The 21,846-nt window shown below is 55.0% G+C and carries 17 protein-coding genes, 1 other RNA gene and 2 pseudogenes; 8 read left to right on the top strand and 12 right to left on the bottom strand.

Annotated features, from left to right (window positions below):
* Positions 1-69: 69 nt before the first annotated feature.
* Positions 70-1,353 (top strand): annotated as a pseudogene (locus D1841_RS13635) (DUF4368 domain-containing protein); the annotation flags it as partial.
* Between the two features lie 109 nt (positions 1,354-1,462).
* On the opposite strand, the gene D1841_RS13630 reads toward D1841_RS13635, so the two are convergent.
* Positions 1,463-1,915: a hypothetical protein gene (locus D1841_RS13630; protein ID WP_160643901.1), complete on the bottom strand. Its 453-nt coding sequence runs from the start codon at positions 1,913-1,915 to the stop codon at positions 1,463-1,465.
* Between the two features lie 313 nt (positions 1,916-2,228).
* Between D1841_RS13630 and rpoB the strand changes: the two genes are divergently transcribed.
* From rpoB to tuf, 6 genes are all read left to right on the top strand, one after another.
* The gene (rpoB, locus tag D1841_RS13625; protein WP_160643899.1) at positions 2,229-5,942 is read left to right on the top strand and encodes a DNA-directed RNA polymerase subunit beta; all 3,714 of its coding nucleotides are present in this window, start codon (positions 2,229-2,231) and stop codon (positions 5,940-5,942) included.
* 31 nt (positions 5,943-5,973) lie between these two features.
* Entirely contained in the window at positions 5,974-9,675 is a 3,702-nt protein-coding gene (gene rpoC / locus D1841_RS13620) for a DNA-directed RNA polymerase subunit beta' (protein ID WP_161880060.1), read from the top strand.
* Between the two features lie 250 nt (positions 9,676-9,925).
* Entirely contained in the window at positions 9,926-10,351 is a 426-nt protein-coding gene (rpsL, locus tag D1841_RS13615; protein WP_160643897.1) for a 30S ribosomal protein S12, read from the top strand.
* A gap of 168 nt (positions 10,352-10,519) precedes the next feature.
* Complete coding sequence (rpsG, locus tag D1841_RS13610) at positions 10,520-10,990, top strand: 30S ribosomal protein S7 (protein ID WP_160643895.1); 471 nt, start codon at positions 10,520-10,522, stop codon at positions 10,988-10,990.
* Positions 10,991-11,006: 16 nt separating this feature from the next.
* A complete protein-coding gene (gene fusA / locus D1841_RS13605; RefSeq protein ID WP_160643893.1) occupies positions 11,007-13,103 on the top strand; it encodes an elongation factor G in 2,097 nt (698 codons plus the stop codon).
* Between the two features lie 95 nt (positions 13,104-13,198).
* Positions 13,199-14,401, top strand: a complete 1,203-nt coding sequence (tuf, locus tag D1841_RS13600) for an elongation factor Tu (RefSeq protein ID WP_160643891.1) — start codon at positions 13,199-13,201, stop codon at positions 14,399-14,401.
* Positions 14,402-14,887: 486 nt separating this feature from the next.
* Here the strand turns inward: tuf and D1841_RS13595 are convergent, their stop codons facing one another.
* From D1841_RS13595 to D1841_RS13565, 7 genes and pseudogenes are all read right to left on the bottom strand, one after another.
* Positions 14,888-15,109: an addiction module toxin RelE gene (locus D1841_RS13595; protein WP_201751321.1), complete on the bottom strand. Its 222-nt coding sequence runs from the start codon at positions 15,107-15,109 to the stop codon at positions 14,888-14,890.
* 158 nt (positions 15,110-15,267) lie between these two features.
* Positions 15,268-15,474 (bottom strand): annotated as a pseudogene (locus D1841_RS19275) (phosphoadenosine phosphosulfate reductase family protein); the annotation flags it as partial.
* Positions 15,475-15,597: 123 nt separating this feature from the next.
* On the bottom strand, positions 15,598-15,906 hold the full coding sequence (locus D1841_RS13585; protein WP_160643889.1) for a hypothetical protein: 309 nt from the start codon (positions 15,904-15,906) through the stop codon (positions 15,598-15,600).
* Positions 15,907-15,916: 10 nt separating this feature from the next.
* Positions 15,917-16,876 carry an AAA family ATPase gene (locus tag D1841_RS13580; RefSeq protein WP_160643887.1) on the bottom strand — a complete coding sequence of 320 codons (960 nt, stop codon included), beginning with the start codon at positions 16,874-16,876 and terminating at the stop codon, positions 15,917-15,919.
* On the bottom strand, positions 16,869-18,830 hold the full coding sequence (locus D1841_RS13575; RefSeq protein WP_161880059.1) for a Mu transposase C-terminal domain-containing protein: 1,962 nt from the start codon (positions 18,828-18,830) through the stop codon (positions 16,869-16,871). Before D1841_RS13575 ends, D1841_RS13580 begins: the two co-directional genes overlap by 8 nt.
* A gap of 15 nt (positions 18,831-18,845) precedes the next feature.
* An RNA gene (locus D1841_RS13570) (hammerhead ribozyme type II) lies at positions 18,846-18,913 on the bottom strand.
* Positions 18,913-19,131, bottom strand: coding sequence for a helix-turn-helix transcriptional regulator (locus D1841_RS13565; RefSeq protein WP_160643885.1), 219 nt, complete (start codon positions 19,129-19,131; stop codon positions 18,913-18,915). The genes D1841_RS13570 and D1841_RS13565 overlap by 1 nt, the downstream gene beginning before the upstream one ends.
* A 145-nt stretch (positions 19,132-19,276) precedes the next feature.
* Between D1841_RS13565 and D1841_RS13560 the strand changes: the two genes are divergently transcribed.
* Positions 19,277-19,852, top strand: a complete 576-nt coding sequence (locus tag D1841_RS13560; RefSeq protein ID WP_160643883.1) for a helix-turn-helix domain-containing protein — start codon at positions 19,277-19,279, stop codon at positions 19,850-19,852.
* Positions 19,853-20,871: 1,019 nt separating this feature from the next.
* Here D1841_RS13560 and D1841_RS13555 read toward each other — a convergent pair.
* The 4 genes from D1841_RS13555 to D1841_RS13540 form a co-directional block, all read right to left on the bottom strand.
* Entirely contained in the window at positions 20,872-21,249 is a 378-nt protein-coding gene (locus D1841_RS13555; protein ID WP_160643881.1) for an addiction module toxin RelE, read from the bottom strand.
* A 30-nt stretch (positions 21,250-21,279) separates the two neighbouring features.
* Positions 21,280-21,465 carry a hypothetical protein gene (locus tag D1841_RS13550; RefSeq protein WP_160643879.1) on the bottom strand — a complete coding sequence of 62 codons (186 nt, stop codon included), beginning with the start codon at positions 21,463-21,465 and terminating at the stop codon, positions 21,280-21,282.
* Positions 21,446-21,583, bottom strand: a complete 138-nt coding sequence (locus D1841_RS13545; protein WP_161880057.1) for a hypothetical protein — start codon at positions 21,581-21,583, stop codon at positions 21,446-21,448. The genes D1841_RS13550 and D1841_RS13545 overlap by 20 nt, the downstream gene beginning before the upstream one ends.
* Positions 21,580-21,846: ParA family protein (locus D1841_RS13540; protein ID WP_160643877.1), on the bottom strand; the 267-nt coding region annotated here is incomplete at its 5' end. The genes D1841_RS13545 and D1841_RS13540, both read right to left, overlap by 4 nt.

Below are 21,846 nucleotides of genomic sequence, written 5' to 3'. Positions count from 1 at the left end.
ATCTCGCCGCAAACCCGCATGAATACTGGATTTTTGCCTGTTTGCTTTCCCTTTCCCCAATAACCTGTGTTCAATGAATTTTACGCCCGCGATACGTCCAAGAAAATCCGGGCGGTGAAGCAGGCCAAGGCCCAGCGGGGCGAACGTGTCAACGGAGAAGTCCCCTATGGGTATATCGCAGACCCGAACGACCGCAATCATCTCATTCCTGACCCGGAAACGGCCCATGTTGTCAAGCAGATTTTCGCCATGTATGTGCGGGGCGACCGTATCTGTGAAATTCAAAACTGGCTGCGGGACAACGAGATTTTGACTGTTGGAGAACTCCGCTACCGCCGAACAGGAAGAACCCAGCATCCCCGCCCCCAACTGAACGCCTGGTACAACTGGCCTGAAAAGACGCTGTATGACATTCTCGCCCGGCAGGAATATTTGGGCCATACCATCACGGCGAAAACCTACAAGGTGTCCTATAAGTCCAAAAAGACACGGAAAAATGCGGAGGACAAGCGGTATTTCTTCCCCAACACGCATGAACCGCTGATTGACGAGGAAACCTTTGCCCTTGCCCAAAAGCGCATCGCTACCCGCCACCGCCCTACCAAGTCTGATGAAATCGACCTGTTTTCCGGGTTGCTATTCTGCGGAGATTGCGGCTACAAAATGTATCTCCAAAAAGGAGCCGGAACGCCGGAGCGGAAACACGCTTACACCTGCGGCAACTACCGCAACCGGGCCAGAAATGATTTTCTTTGCACGACACATTACATCCGCAAAAGTGTCTTGAAAGAACTTGTTTTGGCTGACTTGCAGCGTATTATGTCCTATGTGAAAGGACATGAGCAGGAGTTTATTCAGACCGCTACCGAGTGCAGTGAACAGGCCATGAAAAAGGCGCTGGGCCACCAGCGCAAGGAACTTGACAAGGCGGAGGCCCGGCTGGGCGAGATCAACCTTTTATTCCGCAAACTGTACGAGGACAACGCATTGGGCCGGTTATCGAATGAACAGTTTGTGTTTCTGACCTCCGGCTATGAGGACGAGAAAGCGGCGTTGACGAAACGGGTGGCGGAACTGCGGAAAGAGCTTGACACCGCCGCTGAGCGTAGTGCTGATGTGAAGCGGTTTGTCGCCCTGGTACGCCGGTACACGGAGATCAGCGAATTGACCTATGAAAATGTCCATGAGTTTATCGACCGCATTTTGGTCTACGAATTGGACAAGAACACCAACACCCGCAAAATCGAAATCTTTTACAGCTTCGTGGGCAAGGTAGACACCGGCGACCAGCCCACCGAAAGCGTTTCTTATTTCAGGCAGATCGGCGCTGATGTCAAAAGCGTTGTCGTTTAGGGCTGAAAGCAAAATGCTGGGGCAAGATAGCGTACCATTCAAAAACGGTTACGTTATCTCACCCCAGCAAAAAGCCGTGCCCATGCAGGCACGGCTTTTTTGCGTGGTTTCAGCGAATAAAGCAGAGGCGGGAGGAAATGGGGGACACAATGGCGCTGACCAAAGGGGATGAGGCGGTATCATCCCGCAAAAGCGCCAGGTTCGCGGAGGAGCAGATCCCCTTGCGGCAGTCGGGGCAAACGTCGTTTACCTCAGGCAGTTCCTCTATGACGTTGCCACTCCTGTCTATCACAGCGGCCCCCAAAACGCCTTCTGCCTGGACATACCAGCCATTGCTATGATCGCCTTTTTGGTGGTGGGTTTTGCCTGTGGGCACATAGGAAGGATCCTGTACAGGGAGGCATTCCACGGCCCAGTCCGGCAGGGAATAATCGGCGGCATCAGGGTTTCCGGCCCATACCCTGTGGGCAATTACGCCATCCCCTGTTTCCGAGGCATAGGCCGGGGCCGCTATGGAAAACAGGAGCAGGGCGGACAGAACGAGCGCGAACATTTTTTTCATAGGCGCTGCCTCCTTTTCTTATAAAACTAAAAACAAAAAAGCCGCTAGGCGGCGGAAAAAATGCAAAAAAAGGCTTGACAAGTCCCTCTGTATGATATACACTTAGATAATGTATCAATATCAATAAGAGCGCCTTGTCCTATGGCACAATGCCAGTATAGCACATCATGCAAAAATAATCAAGTGTTTTGAGAAAACTTGCAAACTGTGCCGGGTGCTTCCAGACTAAATGCGGTATACGGGCCGGATTTTCCCCACAAAGTCCGGTGTAAAGGCTTTCAGAATATGTAAAGAATGGAGAGTGGCTGCGCCAATGGTGAATGTGAAACCGGTACAATTGGGCAAGAACACCCGCATGAGCTTTTCCAAAATCGAAGAGGTTCTCAAAATGCCGAACCTCATTGAGATTCAGAAAAACTCTTACGAGTGGTTTTTGAAGCAGGGCCTCAAGGAGGTTTTCGACGATGTTTCCGGCATAACGGATTTCAACAACAATCTGGTGCTGGACTTTGTGGACTACAAGCTGGATGACAAGCCCAACTACAGCGTCACGGAATGCAAGGAGCGGGATGCCACCTATGCGGCGGCCCTGCGGGTGACGGCGCGGCTCCTCAACAAGGAAACCGGGGAAATCAAAGAGTCTGAGGTGTTCATGGGAGACTTCCCCCTGATGACCCAGAGCGGCACCTTTGTGATAAACGGCGCGGAGCGGGTTATCGTCTCCCAGCTTGTGCGCTCCCCCGGCGTGTATTTCAAGATGGACTACGACCGCTCCGGCAAGGAGCTGTTCTCCTCCACCATTATCCCGAACCGGGGCGCGTGGCTGGAGTATGAAAACGACGTAAACGATGTGTTCTATGTGCGCATTGACAAGAACCGGAAAATCCCCATCACTGTGTTCATCCGCTGCTTAGGGCTGGGCACTGACCAGGAGATTTACAATGTGTTCGGGGATGACGACCGTATCCGGGCCACCATGGAGAAGGACACCTGCAAGACCATGGAGGAGGCCCTGTTTGAGATCTACCGGAAGCTGCGCCCCAGCGAACCGCCCACCATTGAAAGCGCCCAGGCCCACATCAACGGCCTGTTCTTTGACCCCCGGCGGTATGACCTCAGCCGGGTGGGCCGCTATAAATATAATAAGAAGCTGCGCCTGGAGGGCCGCCTGACCGGGCAGACCCTTTCCCAGCCCATTGCCGATCCCTCTACCGGGGAGCTGCTGGCAGAGGCCGGGGAAACCGTCAGCCGGGAGCTAGCGGAGAAGCTGGACGATGCCGGCGTTATGGAGGCTGTGGTGCTGCTGGAGGGCAAGGAGGTTAAAATCCTCTCCAACGGCATGGTGGACATCCAGAAGTATGTGGATTTTGACGCCAAAGAAGCCTGCGGCATTAACGAGCGCGTATGCTTTAAGGTGCTTGCGGAAATCCTGGACAGCGCCGGGGAGGACGAGAGGGCTTTGAAAGCTGCCCTGCGCGCCCGGCACAGCGAGCTTATCCCCAACTTCATCACCATTGACGATATTTTTGCTTCCATTAACTATATGAACTGCCTGGCTGTGGGCCTGGGCGTTACCGATGACATCGACCATCTGGGCAACCGGCGGATCCGCTCTGTGGGCGAGCTTCTGCAGAACCAGTTCCGCATTGGCTTCTCCCGCTTGGAGCGGGTTATCCGGGAGCGCATGACTTTGCAGGCCCAGGATTTGGAAACCCTTACCCCCCACTCCCTGATTAACATCCGGCCTGTGGTGGCGGCTATCAAGGAGTTTTTCGGTTCCTCCCCCCTCTCCCAGTTCATGGATCAGACAAACCCCCTTTCTGAGCTGACCCATAAGCGCCGCCTGTCTGCCCTTGGCCCCGGCGGCCTCTCCCGTGACCGCGCCAGTTTTGAGGTGCGGGACGTACACTACACCCACTATGGCCGCATGTGCCCCATTGAAACCCCCGAAGGCCCCAACATCGGCCTTATCTCTTATCTTGCCACCTTTGCCCGCATTAACGAATACGGGTTTATTGAGGCGCCTTTCCGCCGGGTGGACAAGGAAACAGGGCGGGTCACAGAGGACGTGGACTATATGACCGCCGACGTGGAGGACGATTTCATTGTGGCTCAGGCCAACGAGCCTTTAGACAGTGAGGGCCATTTTATCAACAGCAAGGTGGTGGGCCGCCACCGCAGCGAGTTCGTGGAGGTGGACGCCCGGCAGGCCGACTATATGGACATCTCCCCCCGGATGGTGGTTTCTGTGGCCACAGCCATGATCCCCTTCCTGGAAAACGATGACGCAAACCGCGCCCTGATGGGTTCCAACATGCAGAAGCAGGCTGTGCCCCTGATTAAGACAGAAAGCCCCATTGTAGGCACAGGCATGGAATATAAGGCCGGGGTGGACTCCGGCGTGTGCGTGCTGGCAAGACGGGGCGGCGTGGTGAAGTCTGTCAGCGCCAGCCTGGTGCGGGTGACGGCAGACAACGGCGACACCGATGACTACGAGATCATCAAGTTCATGCGCTCCAACCAGAGCACCTGCATTAACCAGGTGCCTGTGGTGTCTGTAGGCGACCGGGTGGAGAAGGATGACGTGATTGCCGACGGCCCCGCCATTAAGAACGGGGAAATCGCCCTGGGCAAAAACGCCCTCATCGGCTTTATGACCTGGGAAGGCTACAACTACGAGGACGCTGTCCTCTTAAATGAAAAGATTGTGCGCAATGACGTATACACCTCCATCCACATTGAGGAATATGAGATGGAGGCCCGGGACACAAAGCTTGGCCCGGAGGAAATCACCCGGGACATCCCCAACGTCAACGAAGAGCTGTTGCGGGATTTGGACGACCGGGGCATTATCCGGGTGGGCGCGGACGTGCGGGCCGGGGACATCCTGGTGGGCAAGGTCACGCCTAAGGGCGAGACAGAGCTTACCGCTGAGGAGCGCCTGCTGCGGGCCATTTTTGGCGAAAAAGCCCGGGAAGTGCGGGACACCTCTTTGCGTGTGCCTCATGGCGAATATGGCGTGGTGGTGGACGTGAAAGTGTTCACCCGGGAGAACAGCCACGACGAGCTGTCCCCTGGCGTAAACAAAGTGGTGCGCTGCTACATTGCCCAGAAGCGGAAAATTTCCGTGGGCGACAAGATGGCAGGCCGCCACGGCAACAAGGGCGTTGTGTCCCGTATCCTGCCGGAGGAGGAAATGCCCTTCCTGCCTGACGGCACTCCCCTGGACATTGTGCTGAACCCCCTGGGCGTGCCCAGCCGCATGAACATCGGCCAGGTGCTGGAGGTCCATCTGGGCATGGCAGCCAAAACCCTGGGCTGGAAGATTATGACCCCTGTGTTCGACGGCGCCCACGAGGCCGACATCCGGGAAGCCTTCCGCATGGGCGGCCTGCAGGAGAACGGCAAGTTCCTGCTGCGGGACGGGCGCACCGGCGAATATTTCGACAACCCTGTTACAGTGGGATATATGTATTACCTGAAGCTCCACCACCTGGTAGACGATAAGATTCATGCCCGCTCTACCGGGCCTTACTCCCTGGTTACCCAGCAGCCCCTGGGCGGCAAGGCCCAGTTTGGCGGCCAGCGCTTCGGCGAGATGGAAGTGTGGGCCTTGGAGGCCTATGGCGCGGCATACACCCTGCAGGAAATCCTAACGGTGAAGTCTGACGACACGGTGGGCCGCGTGAAAACCTACGAGGCCATTGTGAAGGGCCAGAACATCCCCACCCCGGGCATCCCGGAATCTTTCAAGGTGCTGATTAAGGAGCTGCAGTCTTTGGGCCTTGACATCAAGGTGCTGGATAAGGACAACGAGGAAATCGACCTGAAGCAGAACTTCGACGAGGACGATGATATGGGCCTGAACCGGGGCGATCCCATGTTCGACGAGGAGAATGTGGCAGATGACCTGGACGGGTATTCCATGGAGGACGAGAATGGAGAGCCTTTGTTTGACGAGGAAGAGGAAGAAGAGGACATGGGCTTTACGGAGGACGATTTTAATCTGGACGACGATTTATTGTAGTCAGCAAGCAGAAAGGATGAGGGCATAAGCTATGGAGTATAATACTTTTGAGTCTATTAAAATCGGCCTTGCTTCTCCAGATCAGATACGGGAATGGTCCCACGGCGAGGTGAAAAAGCCGGAAACCATTAACTACCGCACCTTAAAGCCCGAGCGGGACGGCCTGTTCTGCGAGCGCATTTTCGGGCCTACCAAGGACTGGGAGTGCCACTGCGGCAAGTATAAGCGCATCCGCTACAAGGGGAAGATCTGCGACCGCTGCGGCGTGGAAGTCACCCGGGCCAAGGTGAGAAGGGAGCGCATGGGCCACATTGAGCTGGCGGCTCCTGTGTCCCACATCTGGTATTTTAAGGGCATCCCCTCCCGCATGGGGCTGATTCTGGACATCTCCCCCCGGGTGCTGGAGAAGGTGCTGTACTTTGCCATGTATATTGTAACCGATCCGGGAAGCGTGCGGGAGCTTTCTAAAAACCAGACCCTGACTGAAAAAGAATACCGGGATCTGCGGGAGAAATATGAGGACGATTTTGAGGCGTCCATGGGTGCGGAGGCAGTACAGCGGCTGCTTTCCGAGATAGACGTGGAGCAGGTTGCCAAGGATCTCAAGGAAGAGCTGGAAACAGCCAACGGCCAGAAGCGGGTACGGCTTTTAAAGCGGCTGGAGGTGGTGGAATCCTTCCGGCTTTCCGGCAACAAGCCCGAGTGGATGATTTTAAACGCTGTGCCGGTAATCCCGCCGGATATCCGGCCCATGGTGCAGTTAGATGGCGGGCGCTTTGCCACCAGCGACTTAAATGATTTGTACCGCCGGGTGATAAACCGCAACAACCGCCTGAAAAGGCTTCTGGAGCTGGGCGCGCCTGACATTATCGTGCGCAACGAGAAGCGGATGCTCCAGGAGGCTGTGGACGCGCTTATCGACAACGGCAGGCGGGGCAGGCCTGTTACAGGCCCCAACAACCGCCCCTTAAAGTCCCTGTCCGACATGCTTAAGGGCAAGCAGGGGCGCTTCCGCCAGAACCTTCTGGGCAAGCGCGTGGACTATTCCGGCCGTTCTGTTATCGTGGTAGGCCCGGAGCTGAAAATGTATCAGTGCGGCCTGCCCAAGGAAATGGCCCTGGAGCTTTTCAAACCCTTTGTCATGAAGCGGCTGGTGGAAACCGGGGCTGTGGGCAACATCAAGGCAGCAAGGAAGTCTGTGGAGCGCGCCCGTTCCGAGGTGTGGGACGCACTGGAAGTGGTGATTAAGAACCACCCTGTGCTGCTAAACCGCGCCCCCACCCTGCACAGGCTGGGTATCCAGGCCTTTGAGCCTGTGCTGGTGGAAGGCCGCGCTTTAAAGCTTCACCCCCTGGTATGTACCGCCTATAACGCCGACTTTGACGGCGACCAGATGGCTGTGCATGTGCCCCTCTCCGCTGAGGCCCAGGCAGAAGCCCGTTTCCTGATGCTGGCGGCAAACAACCTCTTGAAGCCCTCTGACGGGCGGCCTGTGGCTGTGCCTTCTCAGGACATGGTGCTGGGTTCCTATTACCTGACCCTGGACAAGGACGGGGAGCCGGGCGAGGGCAAGCTGTTCCGCAATATGGACGAGGCCATGATGGCCTATGATGCCAAGGCTATCAGCCTTCACGCCAAAATCCAGGTGCGCCGCACCGTAGAATATAACGGCGAAGCTGTTACCGGCATGGTGGAAACCACCATGGGCCGCATGATCTTCAACCAGTCCATCCCCCAGGACCTGGGCTATGTAGACCGCAGCCTGCCGGAAAACGCCTTGAAGTTTGAGGTAGATTTCCTGGTGGGCAAGAAGCAGCTTGGGCAGATTATCGACCGGTGCATCCGGGTGCATGGCACAGAGCGCACTGCCGAGGTGCTGGACGAGATGAAGGCCCAGGGCTATAAATATTCCACCATCAGCGGCATTACTGTGGCGGTAAACGACGCCACCATCCCGGCAGACAAGAAGCGCCTGCTGGCTGAGGCCGAGGCTGAGGTGGACGAAATCCGCGATGAATACAACGAGGGCCTGCTCTCTGAAAACGAGCGCTATCAGAGCGTGCTGAAGGTGTGGGATAAGTGTACCCGGGACGTGGCCACTGCCCTGCAGAAGGGCCTTGACCCCTATAACCCCATCTTCATGATGGCGGACTCCGGCGCCCGCGGCAGCATCTCGAACCTGAACCAGCTTGCGGGCATGCGGGGCAACATCTCCAACACCTCCGGCAAAACCATTGAAATTCCCATTAAGGCCAACTACCGCGAAGGCCTGACCATTTTAGAATACTTCATTTCCTCCCGCGGCGCCCGGAAGGGCCTGGCAGACACTGCCCTGCGCACCGCCGACTCTGGATACCTGACCCGCCGCCTGGTGGACGTTTCCCAGGAGGTTATCATCCGGGAGGATGACTGCGGCACCCATGACGGCATTGAGGTCTTTGAAATCACCGCAGGCCCTGAGTCTATCGAGCCGCTGCACGAGCGCCTTATCGGCCGCTATCTGGTGGAGGACTTCTGCGACGGGGAAGGGAACGTGCTGGTTTCCAAAGATAAGCTTATGGACGATAACGACGCAGATATTATCACCGGCCACGGGGTAGAGCGTATTAAAATCCGCTCGGTGTTAAACTGCCGGGCCAGAAACGGCGTGTGCAAGAAGTGCTATGGCGCGTCTTTGGCAAACGGCAAGCCTGTGCAGGTGGGAGAGGCTGTGGGCATTATCGCGGCCCAGTCCATTGGCGAGCCGGGCACCCAGCTTACCATGCGCACCTTCCACACCGGCGGCGTGGCCAGCGCCGAGGACATCACCCAGGGCCTTCCCCGTATCGACGAATTGTTTGAGGGCCGCAAGCCCAAGCACGTGGCCATTATCAACGAGATTGACGGCAAGGTAACCTTTGAAGAGATTAAGAAGAACCGCCATGTGGTGGTGACGGACGATGAAACCGGGGACAGCCGCTCCTACCTCATTCCCTTCGGCAGCCGCCTGACGGTCAAGGAAGGGGAATATATCAAGCGGGGCAGGCGCATCACCGAAGGCTCTGTAAACCCCCACGACGTGCTGGCTATCAGCGGCACCCAGGAGGTGCAGGACTACCTTATCCAGGAAGTGCAGCGGGTATACCGGATGCAGGGCGTGGACATCAACGATAAGCACATTGAAATTATTGTGCGGCAGATGCTGCGCAAGGTGCGGGTGGACGACGCGGGAGACACAGGCCTGCTGGTAAGCAATCTGGCGGACAAGAACGAAGTGCTCCTTGCTAACGAGGAAATACGCCGCCGCATTGAAAACGGCGAGACAGGCCTGCGGGAAGCTATATACACCCCCCTGCTGCTGGGCATTACCAAGGCCTCCCTGGCTACGGACTCTTTCCTCTCCGCCGCCTCTTTCCAGGAGACCACAAGAGTGCTCACCGACGCTGCTATCAAGGGCAAGGTGGACAGCCTCATTGGCCTGAAGGAAAACGTGATTATCGGCAAGCTGGTGCCTGCGGGCACAGGCATGAAGTGCTATAGCGAAGTGGAAATCCAGCCTGACTTCATCCCCGAGCCGGAGCCGGAACCCCAGGAGCTTCCCGTCCCGGAGGCAGATCTTTCCATGGAGGATGAGGATGACGATTTTGACATGGATTTGGAACTGGAGGGCGAAGAGGGGGATCTGGAGGAGGATGAAGCCCTTTCCAGCCTGCCCCAGGAGGATCCGGCCCCGAGCGTCAGCGGTTTGCTGTAAAAAAACCGGGAAAAAGCTTGACACAGGCAAGACGGTGATGTTATAATGCAAAGCTGAGGGCCTTTTGGGAGTGCATGCCCCAAACGGCCCTTTGCCTCCGGCTTAAGAACCTTTTTTGAAAAAAAGGTTCTTAAGAATCTCGAAAAAACCAATTGCCGGGTGGTATTCCCTGTTATTCCTTTGCTTGCCCAGCGGGGGCTCACGCCTCCGCCTGCGCATAGATTAAATTTTTTCTCAAGGAGGTGCAAATATGCCAACCTTTAACCAGCTTATCCACAACGGCCGTTCCATTGCGGAAAAGAAGAGCAAGGCCCCTGCCCTGCTGAAAGGGTGGAACTCCAAGAAGCGCAGCGCTATCGATCAGGATTCCCCCCAGAAGCGCGGTGTGTGTACCACGGTGAAAACCCAGACCCCGAAGAAGCCCAACTCTGCCCTGCGGAAGATTGCCCGTGTGCGTCTTTCCAACGGCATTGAAGTGACCGCTTATATTCCCGGTGTGGGCCACAACCTGCAGGAGCACAGCGTGGTGATGATCCGCGGCGGCCGCGTGCGCGACCTGCCTGGCGTGCGTTACCACATTATCCGCGGCACCTTGGATGCCCAGGGCGTGGCAAAGCGTATGCAGGCCCGCTCCAAGTATGGCGCCAAGCGGCCCAAGGCCGGTGCGAAGAAGTAAGCTTCCCCTTACTGATTTGCCCATTTTTTCGTAAGACAAAGAATACCTAACGGCTGCCGCGTGCAAACTAACACGCGGAATGGCATTTATGATATATATGCCTCATGGCCGAACGGGAGTATTTGCTTTCGAGTACCGATGAATTCATTTTATGAAGGAGGGAAGATCATGCCAAGAAGAGGCAATGTGGCAAAGCGCGATGTTTTGCCCGATCCTATGTATAATTCCAAGCTCGTAACCCGCCTTATCAACAGCGTGATGCTGGACGGCAAGAAGGGCGTTGCCCAGAAGATCGTGTACGGCGCGTTTGAAATCGTGCAGGAAAAGACCGGCAAGGAGCCTTTGGAGGTTTTCGAGCAGGCGATGGAAAACGTAATGCCCAGCCTGGAGTGTAAGTCCCGCCGCGTAGGCGGCTCTACCTACCAGGTGCCCATGGAGGTGCGGCCTGAGCGCCGCCAGACCCTGGGGCTTCGGTGGCTCACCACCTATTCCCGCACCCGCAGCGAGCGCACGATGCGGGAGCGGCTGGCTGGAGAAATCCTCGACGCGTTGAACGGTGCCGGCGGCGCCGCCAAGAAGCGTGACGATACCCACAGGATGGCAGAGGCCAACCGCGCCTTCGCCCATTACAGATGGTAACGAGAAGGAGGAAATTATGGCCAGACAGGTACCACTTGAATTGACCAGAAATATCGGCATCATGGCCCACATTGATGCCGGTAAAACCACTACTACAGAACGCATCCTGTTTTACACAGGCGTCAACTACAAGATAGGCGAAACCCATGAAGGCGCCGCCACCATGGACTGGATGGCCCAGGAACAGGAGCGCGGCATTACCATCACTTCCGCCGCCACCACCTGCTTCTGGCCGGACCGCAACGGCAAGCAGAACCGCATCAACATCATTGACACCCCCGGCCACGTGGACTTTACTGTGGAGGTGCAGCGCTCCCTGCGCGTGCTGGACGGCTCTGTTACCGTATTCTGCGCCAAGGGCGGTGTGGAGCCTCAGTCTGAAACCGTTTGGCGGCAGGCTGACGAATACCAGGTGCCCCGCATGGCCTATGTCAACAAGATGGATATTATGGGCGCGGACTTCTACCGGGTTGTGCAGATGATGAAGGATCGCTTAAAGTGCAACGCGGTGCCTATCCAGCTTCCCATTGGGGCTGAGGAAACCTTCAAGGGCATCATTGACCTGGTGGAAATGAAGGCCTATGTCTATTATGACGATTTGGGCAAGGACATCCGCTGCGAGGACATCCCTGCGGATATGCTGGAGAAAGCCCAGCAGTACCGGGCCGAAATGGTGGAGCATGTGGCGGAACTTGACGACACCCTGATGGAAAAGTATTTGGCGGAAGAGGAGATCACCATTGAGGAGATCAAGACCTGTATCCGCAATTCTACCATTGCCAACCACATGGTGCCCGTTGTCTGCGGCACTTCCTATAAGAATAAGGGCGTGCAGAAGCTTCTGGACGCTATTGTGGATTATATGCCCGCCCCCACAGACGTGCCCGCTATTAAGGGCGTGAATCCGGACACAGAAGAAGAAGTGGTGCGCAATTCTTCTGACGAAGAGCCTTTCTCCGCTCTGGCTTTCAAGATTGCCTCAGACCCCTATGTGGGCAAGCTGTGCTTCTTTAGGGTGTATTCCGGTTCTATTGAAGCAGGCTCTACAGTGTATAACTCTGTGAAGGATAACAACGAACGCATGGGCCGCATTGTGCAGATGCACGCCAATGACCGCAAGGACATTGATCGTGTGTACGCAGGCGATATTGCCGCCGCTGTGGGTTTGAAGAACACCACCACCGGCGACACCCTGTGCGACGAAAAGCACCCGGTTATTCTGGAATCCATGGAGTTCCCGGATCCCGTTATCCGCGTGGCTATTGAGCCGAAAACCAAGGCTGGCCAGGAAAAGATGGGCATTGCCTTAGCAAAGCTTGCTGAGGAAGACCCCACCTTCAAGGCCTACACCGATGAGGAAACCGGGCAGACCATTATCGCCGGCATGGGCGAGCTGCACCTGGAAATCATCGTAGACCGCCTTCTGCGCGAGTTCAAGGTGGAGGCAAACGTGGGCAAGCCCCAGGTCGCTTACAAGGAAACCATCCGCAAGGAAGCTTCGGCAGACACCAAGTATGCCCGGCAGTCCGGCGGTAAGGGCCAGTATGGCCACGTTAAGATCCGCATTGAGCCGAACCCCGGCGAAGGCTATGTGTTCAGCAATGACATTGTGGGCGGCTCGATCCCGAAGGAGTATATCCCCGCTGTTGACCAGGGCATCCAGGGCGCTATGCTGGCTGGTGTGCTGGCTGGCTACAACGTAGTGGATGTAAAGGTAAGCCTGTATGACGGTTCCTACCATGAAGTGGACTCCTCTGAAATGGCCTTTAAGATTGCCGGTTCCATGGCTTTCAAAGAGGCTATGCGCAAGGCTGACCCTGTGCTGATGGAGCCTATTATGAAGGTAACTGTTATCACTCCTGAGGAGTATATGGGCGACGTTATCGGCGACCTGAACTCCCGCCGCGGCATGATTCTGGGCATGGACGCCCTGCCCGGCGCACAGCAGGTGAACAGTGAAGTGCCCCTTTCTGAAATGTTCGGTTATGCCACAGACATGCGGTCCAAGACCCAGGGCCGCGGCCAGTATACCATGGAGCCTGCCCACTATGCGGAGGTGCCCAAGAACATTTCTGAGAAGATTATGACGGAGCGGGGCAAAAAGTCTGAATAAAGGAAAATATCTCTTGATTTTTCCGTTCATTGTTGGTACAATGAACCATAAGAGCAAGAAAAGCATTTTGTTTCAATAAAAGGAGGCAAATCCCAATGGCAAAGGCAAAATTTGAAAGAAATAAACCCCATGTCAACATTGGCACCATCGGCCACGTTGACCACGGCAAGACCACTTTGACCGCTGCTATCACCAAGGTGCTGGCTATGAAGGGCGACGCTGACTTCATGGATTACGCCAATATCGACAAGGCCCCCGAAGAGCGGGAGCGTGGCATCACCATCAATACCGCCCACGTGGAGTATCAGACTGACGCACGTCACTATGCCCATGTGGACTGCCCCGGCCACGCCGACTATGTGAAGAACATGATCACTGGCGCTGCCCAGATGGACGGCGGCATCCTGGTGGTTTCCGCTGCTGACGGCCCCATGCCCCAGACCCGTGAGCACATTCTGCTGGCCCGTCAGGTGGGCGTACCCAGCATTGTTGTGTTCATGAACAAGTGCGATCAGGTAGACGACGAGGAGTTGCTGGAGCTGGTTGAGATGGAAATCCGCGACCTGCTCAGCGAGTACGAGTTCCCTGGCGACGACACCCCCATCATCAAGGGTTCTGCCCTGAAAGCTCTGGAGTGCGACAGCAAGGATCCCTCTGACGAGACCTATGCTCCCATCCTGGAACTGATGAAGGCTGTTGACAGCTATATCCCCACTCCCGAGCGCAAGGCTGACCTGCCTTTCCTGATGCCTGTTGAGGACGTGTTCACCATCACCGGCCGCGGCACTGTGGCTACTGGCCGTGTGGAGCGTGGCCAGCTCAAGATGTCTGAGGAAGTTGAGATCGTTGGCCTCAACGATGAAACCCGCAAGTCCGTTGTTACCGGCATTGAAATGTTCCGCAAGCTGCTGGATTACGCTGAGGCTGGCGACAACATTGGTGTCCTGCTGCGCGGCATTCAGCGCACTGACATCGAGCGCGGCCAGGTTCTGGCCAAGCCCGGCTCTATCAACCCCCACACCAAGTTCAAGGGCCAGGTGTACGTGCTGACCAAGGATGAAGGTGGCCGTCATACCCCCTTCTTCAACAACTATCGTCCTCAGTTCTATTTCCGTACCACTGACGTTACCGGCGTTATCTCCCTGCCCGAAGGCACCGAGATGTGCATGCCCGGCGACAACGTTGTGATGGACGTGGAACTGATTACCCCCATCGCCATCGAAGAGGGCCTGCGTTTCGCTATCCGTGAGGGTGGACGCACCGTTGGCTCCGGCGTTGTTACCGCTATCAATTCCTAATTAGGGGTTCAAATCTTTCTAAAGCAAAACGAGCGCGGCCTCCAAGGGGCCGCGCTTTTTTGTTTTAGACTGTTTTTAAGTGAAGCTCCCGGCAGATGAGGGTGTTATAATAAGACCAACACAGGAAAACCCTATCTCTAGGGATGAGTACGGTTTGGTCTTACTACATCTGTGAAGGAGGTGTTTGGAGACATAACCAGTCTTTCAGAAAAAGTCATGAGAAAACTCGGGTAGACGTAGCCTTATCCGAGTTTTCTATATCTAGATGGTTAAAGCATAAGAAATGCAAATTTATAAACTGCCTGCACACCTTATTATATAATAAATAATGTTATGAAAAAAGAAGGAACTACTATTTATAATAGAGAATCGGCATAGAAGGGTACTAGATACCAACCAAGATTTGTTGTTTGCCTCACTCTGCGTCTATCCGGGCTTGTGACCGTTGCCCCAAAGGGCAGCCGCATTAAGGCGGGGCCGTGGCCCCTATAGCTTCAAAACCGGCATGATAACTTTATCGGACAGCTCCCCCAGGGTGTAGGTGTCCCGGCCCTCTGCCTTGAGCTGCTGGGAAAACTTGTCCATTTCCACCGCTAACTTGAGCAGCTTAAGCACCCCCACCTCCTCCGGGGTGACCTCCCGCATATCCGGCCCCACCATGCAGCCGATGGCCTCAAGGAGGAAAACCTCCCGCCGGATGGGCTCCATGGCCTCATACTCTGCCCATACCTCTTTCGCTCTTTAAGATAACGGCAACAATACCTAACCTTTCTGGTAGGAGGATACATTTCCTTAATGATTAAGGCCCACATGGAGGTGAGATGGCCTTTGTATAAGGGGTGCAGTATTTCACACTTAACACCCTCCAGCTCCAGCTTGCGAAACACCTTGCGCACATGGTACACGGTTTCCGGAGCGTCAGCCGTAGTATGATTATGAATAACCTCAAATGGCACCCCGGCCCGCCTGCAAAGCTCAAGGCACACCTCGCTGTCTTTACCGCCAGAGTAGGTCAGCAGCAGGGGCTTTTGGTAATAGAACTCGCTGAGCTTTGCCGCCTCCTGCAGGCGCATGATGGCTGTATGTTCCAGATCCATTCCCACGCCCCTTTCCGTTTCCTCGCTCTGCATTTACACGGGCTTGCGACCGTTGCCTCAACAGGCAGCTGCATTAAGGCGGGGCTTACAGCCCCTTGATTATTCATTGGAGGCCCTGGCAGGTTCTGCAGGGCCTGCCTCAACCTTGCGGCTGCCCACGCATCCCTGCTGGTAGCCGTCCCGGTATCCGGCCTTATAGGCGGCGTCTGCGGCCCGCTGGGTGGCCGCCGCCCTGCCTATGCTGTACCCCAGGTAAATCAGTAGCGCCACCAGGGGGAGGAACAACACCTCGCCGCCTGGGGAAAATGGTCGGCCCTTTATAATCTCAAAGCCCAGCCGGATATACATACCGCCCAAAAGCCCTGCAAGCGCCGCCAAAACCAGCGGTAAAACCTTCTTAAAAATCATAAACCCCTCCTTATACCACGCCTATGCCCATGTTGCGGGCCATGTTATAAAGCCCCGTATAGGAAATGTCCTCGTTGTTTACAGCATTGTTATAGACGTTCACCGCCCCCCGGACGCCCCACTTGCTTTGACAGATACCATGCAGGAAGCTGGCCTCCTTTTTCTGGCCAGCCTCGGACAGTTTTGGGAAAAGGGCTTTTACGTCCTCGGCTGTGACCTTATGGGTGCTGTAAAAGCGGTTCATGCGTATCCGGGAGAATAGCTGGGCAAACCGGGCCTCCTGCTTGCCCACCATGCGGGTATAGGTCTCGGTGTTGCCGATCAGCGCGATGCCCACGCCCTGCTGCCCGGTGATGGGGTTGGGGTCTGTCCATGTACGTATCTCCTCCAGCGCCCGCAGCTGCAGGTGCTGGGCCTCGTCAATAATGATCACCCGGTTTGTGCCCTCCAACTTCTCCCGGATGGAAAGGGCCAGCTCCAGCTTGCTGCGGCTTTCCGGCACCCGCAAGGCCCGCGCCAGCATCTTCAAAAGGTTGCCCAGGGTGCCGATGCTGGGGGTGGCCTGTATGTACACGCTGCTGGTGGGGTTGTCCCTTACGAACTTTTCCGCGCCCTTGGTCTTGCCGATGCCTGCGTCCCCGTGGATAATGACCATGCCCTTTTCCAGCTGGCAGTAACGGATCAGCTTGTACACGTCCTCGGAAATGGAGGTGGGGATATAGTCCTGGATGGGCTTATAGGGCAGGGCCTTTTCGGTGCTGGCGGCCTGTTCATCCTGGGCCTTGAAGAATTCCTCCAGCTTGCTTTCCAGGGCTGAAATATCGCCGTTGTCGTACATACTGCGGCGGTACTGGGAAAGGGCCGTCTGGCTGATACCCATAAGGGGCGCGGCCTTGGCCTGGCTGATCTGCCTGTCCTGCAAAAACTGCTCCACCCTTGCCTGCAATGCGCTGTTGTAAACCTTACTCATCGCTGATTCCTCCATTTCGTTTCATGGCGTTTCTATTCATAACATCCAGGTCAGGCCCGCCCACCGCCTTAAGCAGCGGCTCCTCCTGGGGCCTCTGCAGCTCCAGCACCTTGGGCTGGGGTTCCGGGATGATCCGGGCCATTTTGTTCTCGTGGGCCTGCTCCAGCACCAGCTCCAGGGCCGTGCGCTTGCCAAAAGCCTGCACCGTGCTGGCCTCCAGCGCCTCCTTGGTAATGCGCTCCAGCCGCCGTACCTTGCCCATGGCGGCCTTAACATCCTCCTTGCTGGCCCCGTAGGTGAGCACCGCTGTGTTATCCACCGGCACCGTCATAATAAAGCGGTCTTCCAGGTCATACACCCGCACGGCGCTTAAATCGTCCGGGTCATAGCGGAAGTACACCTTTTTGCCCATGTAGTTAAAGATAAAATCATCATTCCAGTAGTCCAGCCGCTGGCCCGCGATGTCCAGATGCACCCCGCGCTGGGTGACCTTCTGCACCCTGACGCTGCGCATGAGCATGAGGTTTAAGTCCTCGGCCCCGGCCACCCGCTTGGTGTGCAGGTTCTCATTGTAGACCTGTTGGCGGGGCTTGCCGTGGTCTGCGGCCACCTCGCCGCCATAGGGCTGCTGGTTGAAGTACCAGTCCAGCAGGGTTTCCACCGTGTCAATGAAAGTGGCGTCCAGGGGTATCTCCCCGTTTTTCAGCACACCCTTGAGCTTTTCTGGCTTCTCCACCACATTGCCGCCCGTGTAGGTTTCAAACAGGCGGGAAAGATGATCTTTTATGTCCCTAAAGCGCCGCTCTATGATTTTCGCCTTGGCGTTCCTGACTATGGCGTTAGTCATGTTGATGCCCAGCCGCTCGAACACTGGGGGCACTTCAAAGCGCTCCTCACCGTTTTTGGGCTTCTTCTTTCGGTGGCCCAGGCCGCCGATGTCATGGGTCAGGAACTCGCGGCCATTGTCAACGTAAATATTCTCCGGGATGCCGTATTTCAAGATGCCCTTGCGCAGCGCGATGAGCGTTGACTGGCTGCTGGGGGCCGTGGTGACGTGGCACCCGGTATATATCCCGCTCCTGGCGTCAAAGAAGGCCGTAAGGTACAGACGATGGAGCTGGCCGTTCTCGCCCTGGGTGATAACGTCAAAGGTGTGGTTATCGGCCACCCACCACTCGTTGCTGGCCATTTCCTCATATATGCGATGTATGTAGGGGGCGCAGCGGTCGCGGAAAGCCTTTTGACCTTGCCGCCCCAACACTTCCATGGGTTCGGGTATATCGTTCTGCACCCTGCGCCAGAATGTGGAATAGGTGGGGATATCCGCTACCAGCTCCGGGGCCGTTTCCTGGAAGTATAGCCGGGTATATTCATAGCACTTTTGGATGGGGTGCTGGGCTTCGTCCAGGTAGTAGCTTAGAAAGGTCTGCCACATTTCCTCGGTGATCTTGCTTTTACCCTTGCGGCCCTTGCCACGCTTGTCAATGAGTCCATCCAGGTTGTTGTCCTTTAGAAACTTCCACTTGCGGTAAAGCGTTTTCGCTGATATACTGATATCGGGGTGCTGTACCTTGCAATACTCCACAAAGCGGTCATCCAGGGTTTCTAAGTCCGCACCGGGTCTGCTGCGAAAATATTGCCACTCCTCCAGGATCTGCTGCCAGAAAATGATTTCCCGGCGTTCGTCCTCGCTGTAATGGTCAAAGGGCTTGCCTTGCTTTTGCAGGGCCTCGGTAAACTCAGCCAGCCCCGGCATTTCTGCGGCTTTATTCTTGTAGTATCTAAGCTGCAGGTGGGGTTCCAGGCTTTTGAGGGGGAACACCCACTCCGGGGAGCCATCGGCGTTTAGGCGCTTCTGGCCCTGTAGCTTTTGCTCTCCAGCCAGCTTGCGTATCCATTGCGGACTGCACCCCTTAAGGTCAGCCAGCTCTTTAACACTTAACACAGGATTCACTATTTCACCGTCTTTCGTGACCTGCCATCGTCAGCGCAGGGCGGTCATCCCCTGCGGACTGCCCTTATGGGGCAGTTTCGGCTTATGCTCCTTTTGCATCTGTAAAAATTTCCTCCACCCTACAATCCAAGGCTCTGGCAATCTCCCTAGCCCGCAGGTGGCTGATCCGCTTTGTTTCTCCCCGTTCGATTCTGAGGACTGCATTACCAGGCAGCCCAGCATTTTTTGACAGGGCTTTCATACTAAGGCCAGCAGCTTCTCGCCGCCGCTTCAACTCCTGCACGTTGGTAACAAGAAACATATACGCCTCTCCTTTCGTGTACTACTGTACGCATATGATTATACCATGTACGCAAGTACAAGTCAAGGGGCTTTTAAAATTTCTCTGTACATCTGTACTAGTTTTCTGATATAATCAATAGAAAAAAGAAAAGGTGGGTTTCTCTATGGCCTTTGCGGAAAGATTGAAAACTCTGCGTGAATCGCAACAACTTAGCAGGCAGGCACTTGCGGATGCAACTGGCCTATCTGTTCATAGCATCTCTAGTTATGAAAACGGTCGGCGAGAGCCAAACTCAAAGGCCCTTACTATGCTTGAAAACTATTTCCAGGTTAGTGGGGCATACCTGCGCGGCGAAAGCGCGGATCGCGCTCGGCCTGCCGCATGGGAGGACGCTGAAATTATGGAAGCTGTGCGGGAAAGCTTGCCCCAGCAGCTTGCTGGGCTAAATGAACTGTTAAAAAAGCGCACCGCCCAGGAGCAGAAAGAAACTTTTGATATATTGGTGGAGTTGGGCCATATTCTAAACATAAAAGACACCAGCCAGCGGGCTGTCGCTATGGAACTGATCCAGGCCGTCTTTGCGGCCACCACTCGCTGTATAGACGTCTGCTTTGATGCTGAGGGGGATATTGATCCGTCTACACGGCCCCAGCAGGCGAGGGACGCTGCTATGGAAAGCTATGCTGGAGCGCTTCAAAAGGCTTTTTTATCCCCGAATAACTACATTTGTACCAAGTAAATAAAAGATATCACAAACTTTTTGGCTTGTGAGCGTTTTGGGACAGAATCCCACTTTTCGGGAATTTTAACCGCTTTTTGGTGTACCTTTTTGGCCCTCTCCAGAACCGTTTAAGGAACCTAACTTTTCTTTCAAAAAGAAGGGAGGGGGTGCAAGTAGCCCGGAAGTATACCCTCGCTTTCGGAAAAACACAAATAGCCGCAATCCCTTGATTTTATTGGGCTTTTCGGCAGTTGCGCCCCCCTGGCGGCTACTTGCGGGGGGTGTTGCGGGGGACAGGCCCTTAAAAGCAAAAAAACAAGCCCTTTAAGCGGCGTTTGTATGCGTTCGCTTAAAGGGCTGCTGTTATTTTCTTAAAAGCCGCTTAAACCGCGCCAATGCTGGGTTTGTGCGGTTTCTTAAAAGATTTCTTGTGCGTCCTTAAACGCTCCTAAAGGGCAAATTTGAACGGTTGGCAGCTTTACGCCGCACAGGCCACTTTGGGGCCGCAAACGGGCAAAAAAATTTTGCAATCCCATTTTGCGAGATTGCAAAATTTTCACTTCCATTCAAGCAGTTTTACGCGAAAAAACCTAGTATTTAAGCCGTTTCCCGGAGTTTTCCATATTTTTTCATGTTGAAAAGTAGGCCCGTCCTGGGTTTCTCACTCTTCATGAAAACTTACAGAGACTCCCACAAAAACGTATAGATGTGACTTTACACGACTCGGATTTTATGTGCTATAAAATGTTTTACGGAAATGTTAACTTATTATGGGAAAAATATAGTGGCGGTTATAAGCTGGTTCTTAGAAGTATGTCATCACATTCCTTTATTTGCCGGATTTATATAACTAATATAGTTTATTCATATATTGATGGAAAACTGAAAGATTCCAATTCCTATGGTGGGAGAATAGTTTTCTTCGCCAAATTGGGTAAAGATAAATGTGGTTATAATATGACCCGATTAGAGAGTAGTGAATTTTTATATATTGAGCCGCTATAAGTTGTTAGAACACTTTATAGCTACTATTTTTTTCACAACTTTAAAACAGGGTTTACTACTTCCTCCGCAAACTCCCCCAGGGTATACTGCTCCCGGCCTTCCGCTCTGAGCCTGTCGGAAAACTTTTTCCACTCCACTGCCAGCTTCATCAGTTTCAGCACGCCCACTTCCTCTGGCGTAACCTCCAGCATCTCCGGCCCCACCATGCAGCCCAGGGCGCGCCGGAGATAGCAGTCCGCTGTGTACATGTCCAACGCTTCAAATTCCTCCCACACCTCTTTGGCAAACTTCTTCCGGTTCAGCCGGGGCTTGTCAGGCGGGATAAGGCCCTGTGCCTGTAAATCCTTTTTCACCTGCGCCCGCATGGCCCTTTCCTTTTGGGACATGGGCTTTTTCTTTTTGGCTGGCATTCCAATCACATCCATACTGATAGAATAAGTCTATATGCGCTTTGCCCTTTCGGGCTGGAAGCAGGCTTTCAGGAAAAACCTGCCGGAAACCGTATGAAATTCACTGAGCCTTGCCGCCTCCCGCAAGGGTAATATGGCTTTGTGTTCTAAATCCATGCCATCCCCTGCCGGAGTTTCCCGCACTTGTGGGAACCCCTCAAAGCTTACCTGAACCATGCTTTTCCTCCAGCCCCAGCAGGGCGATTTCCTGAAATTGTCCTCCCGCTGGCTCCGCAGAGGGGCCGAATAAATCGTCGAATCCTGTCATCTGGATTTTCGCCGCGCTGTTCCTCATGCCGACACCTCGCGGGTCAGGGCAATATAAGCCTCCGACACTCTGCCGTTAGGATCATGAAGATAAATGCTCCTGCCCTCGGCGCTGGTTTCCGCCGCCCGGATGGACAGGGGGATGATGGTATCAAAAATCCGCAGCTTGTCCCCGTAAGCCTGCCGCAGCATCTGCACGATGTCTCGGGAATAGGCCGTGCGCATGTCCGCCATGGTGATGAGGATGCCGGAAATTTCCAGGCGGGGGTTAATCTGCCGTTTCACCTTGCC

The organism is Neglectibacter sp. X4, assembly GCF_009917365.1.
In the GTDB taxonomy this organism is placed as follows: Bacteria; Bacillota; Clostridia; order Oscillospirales; family Acutalibacteraceae; genus Acutalibacter.
This window is presented reverse-complemented; position numbering and strand designations above follow the sequence as displayed.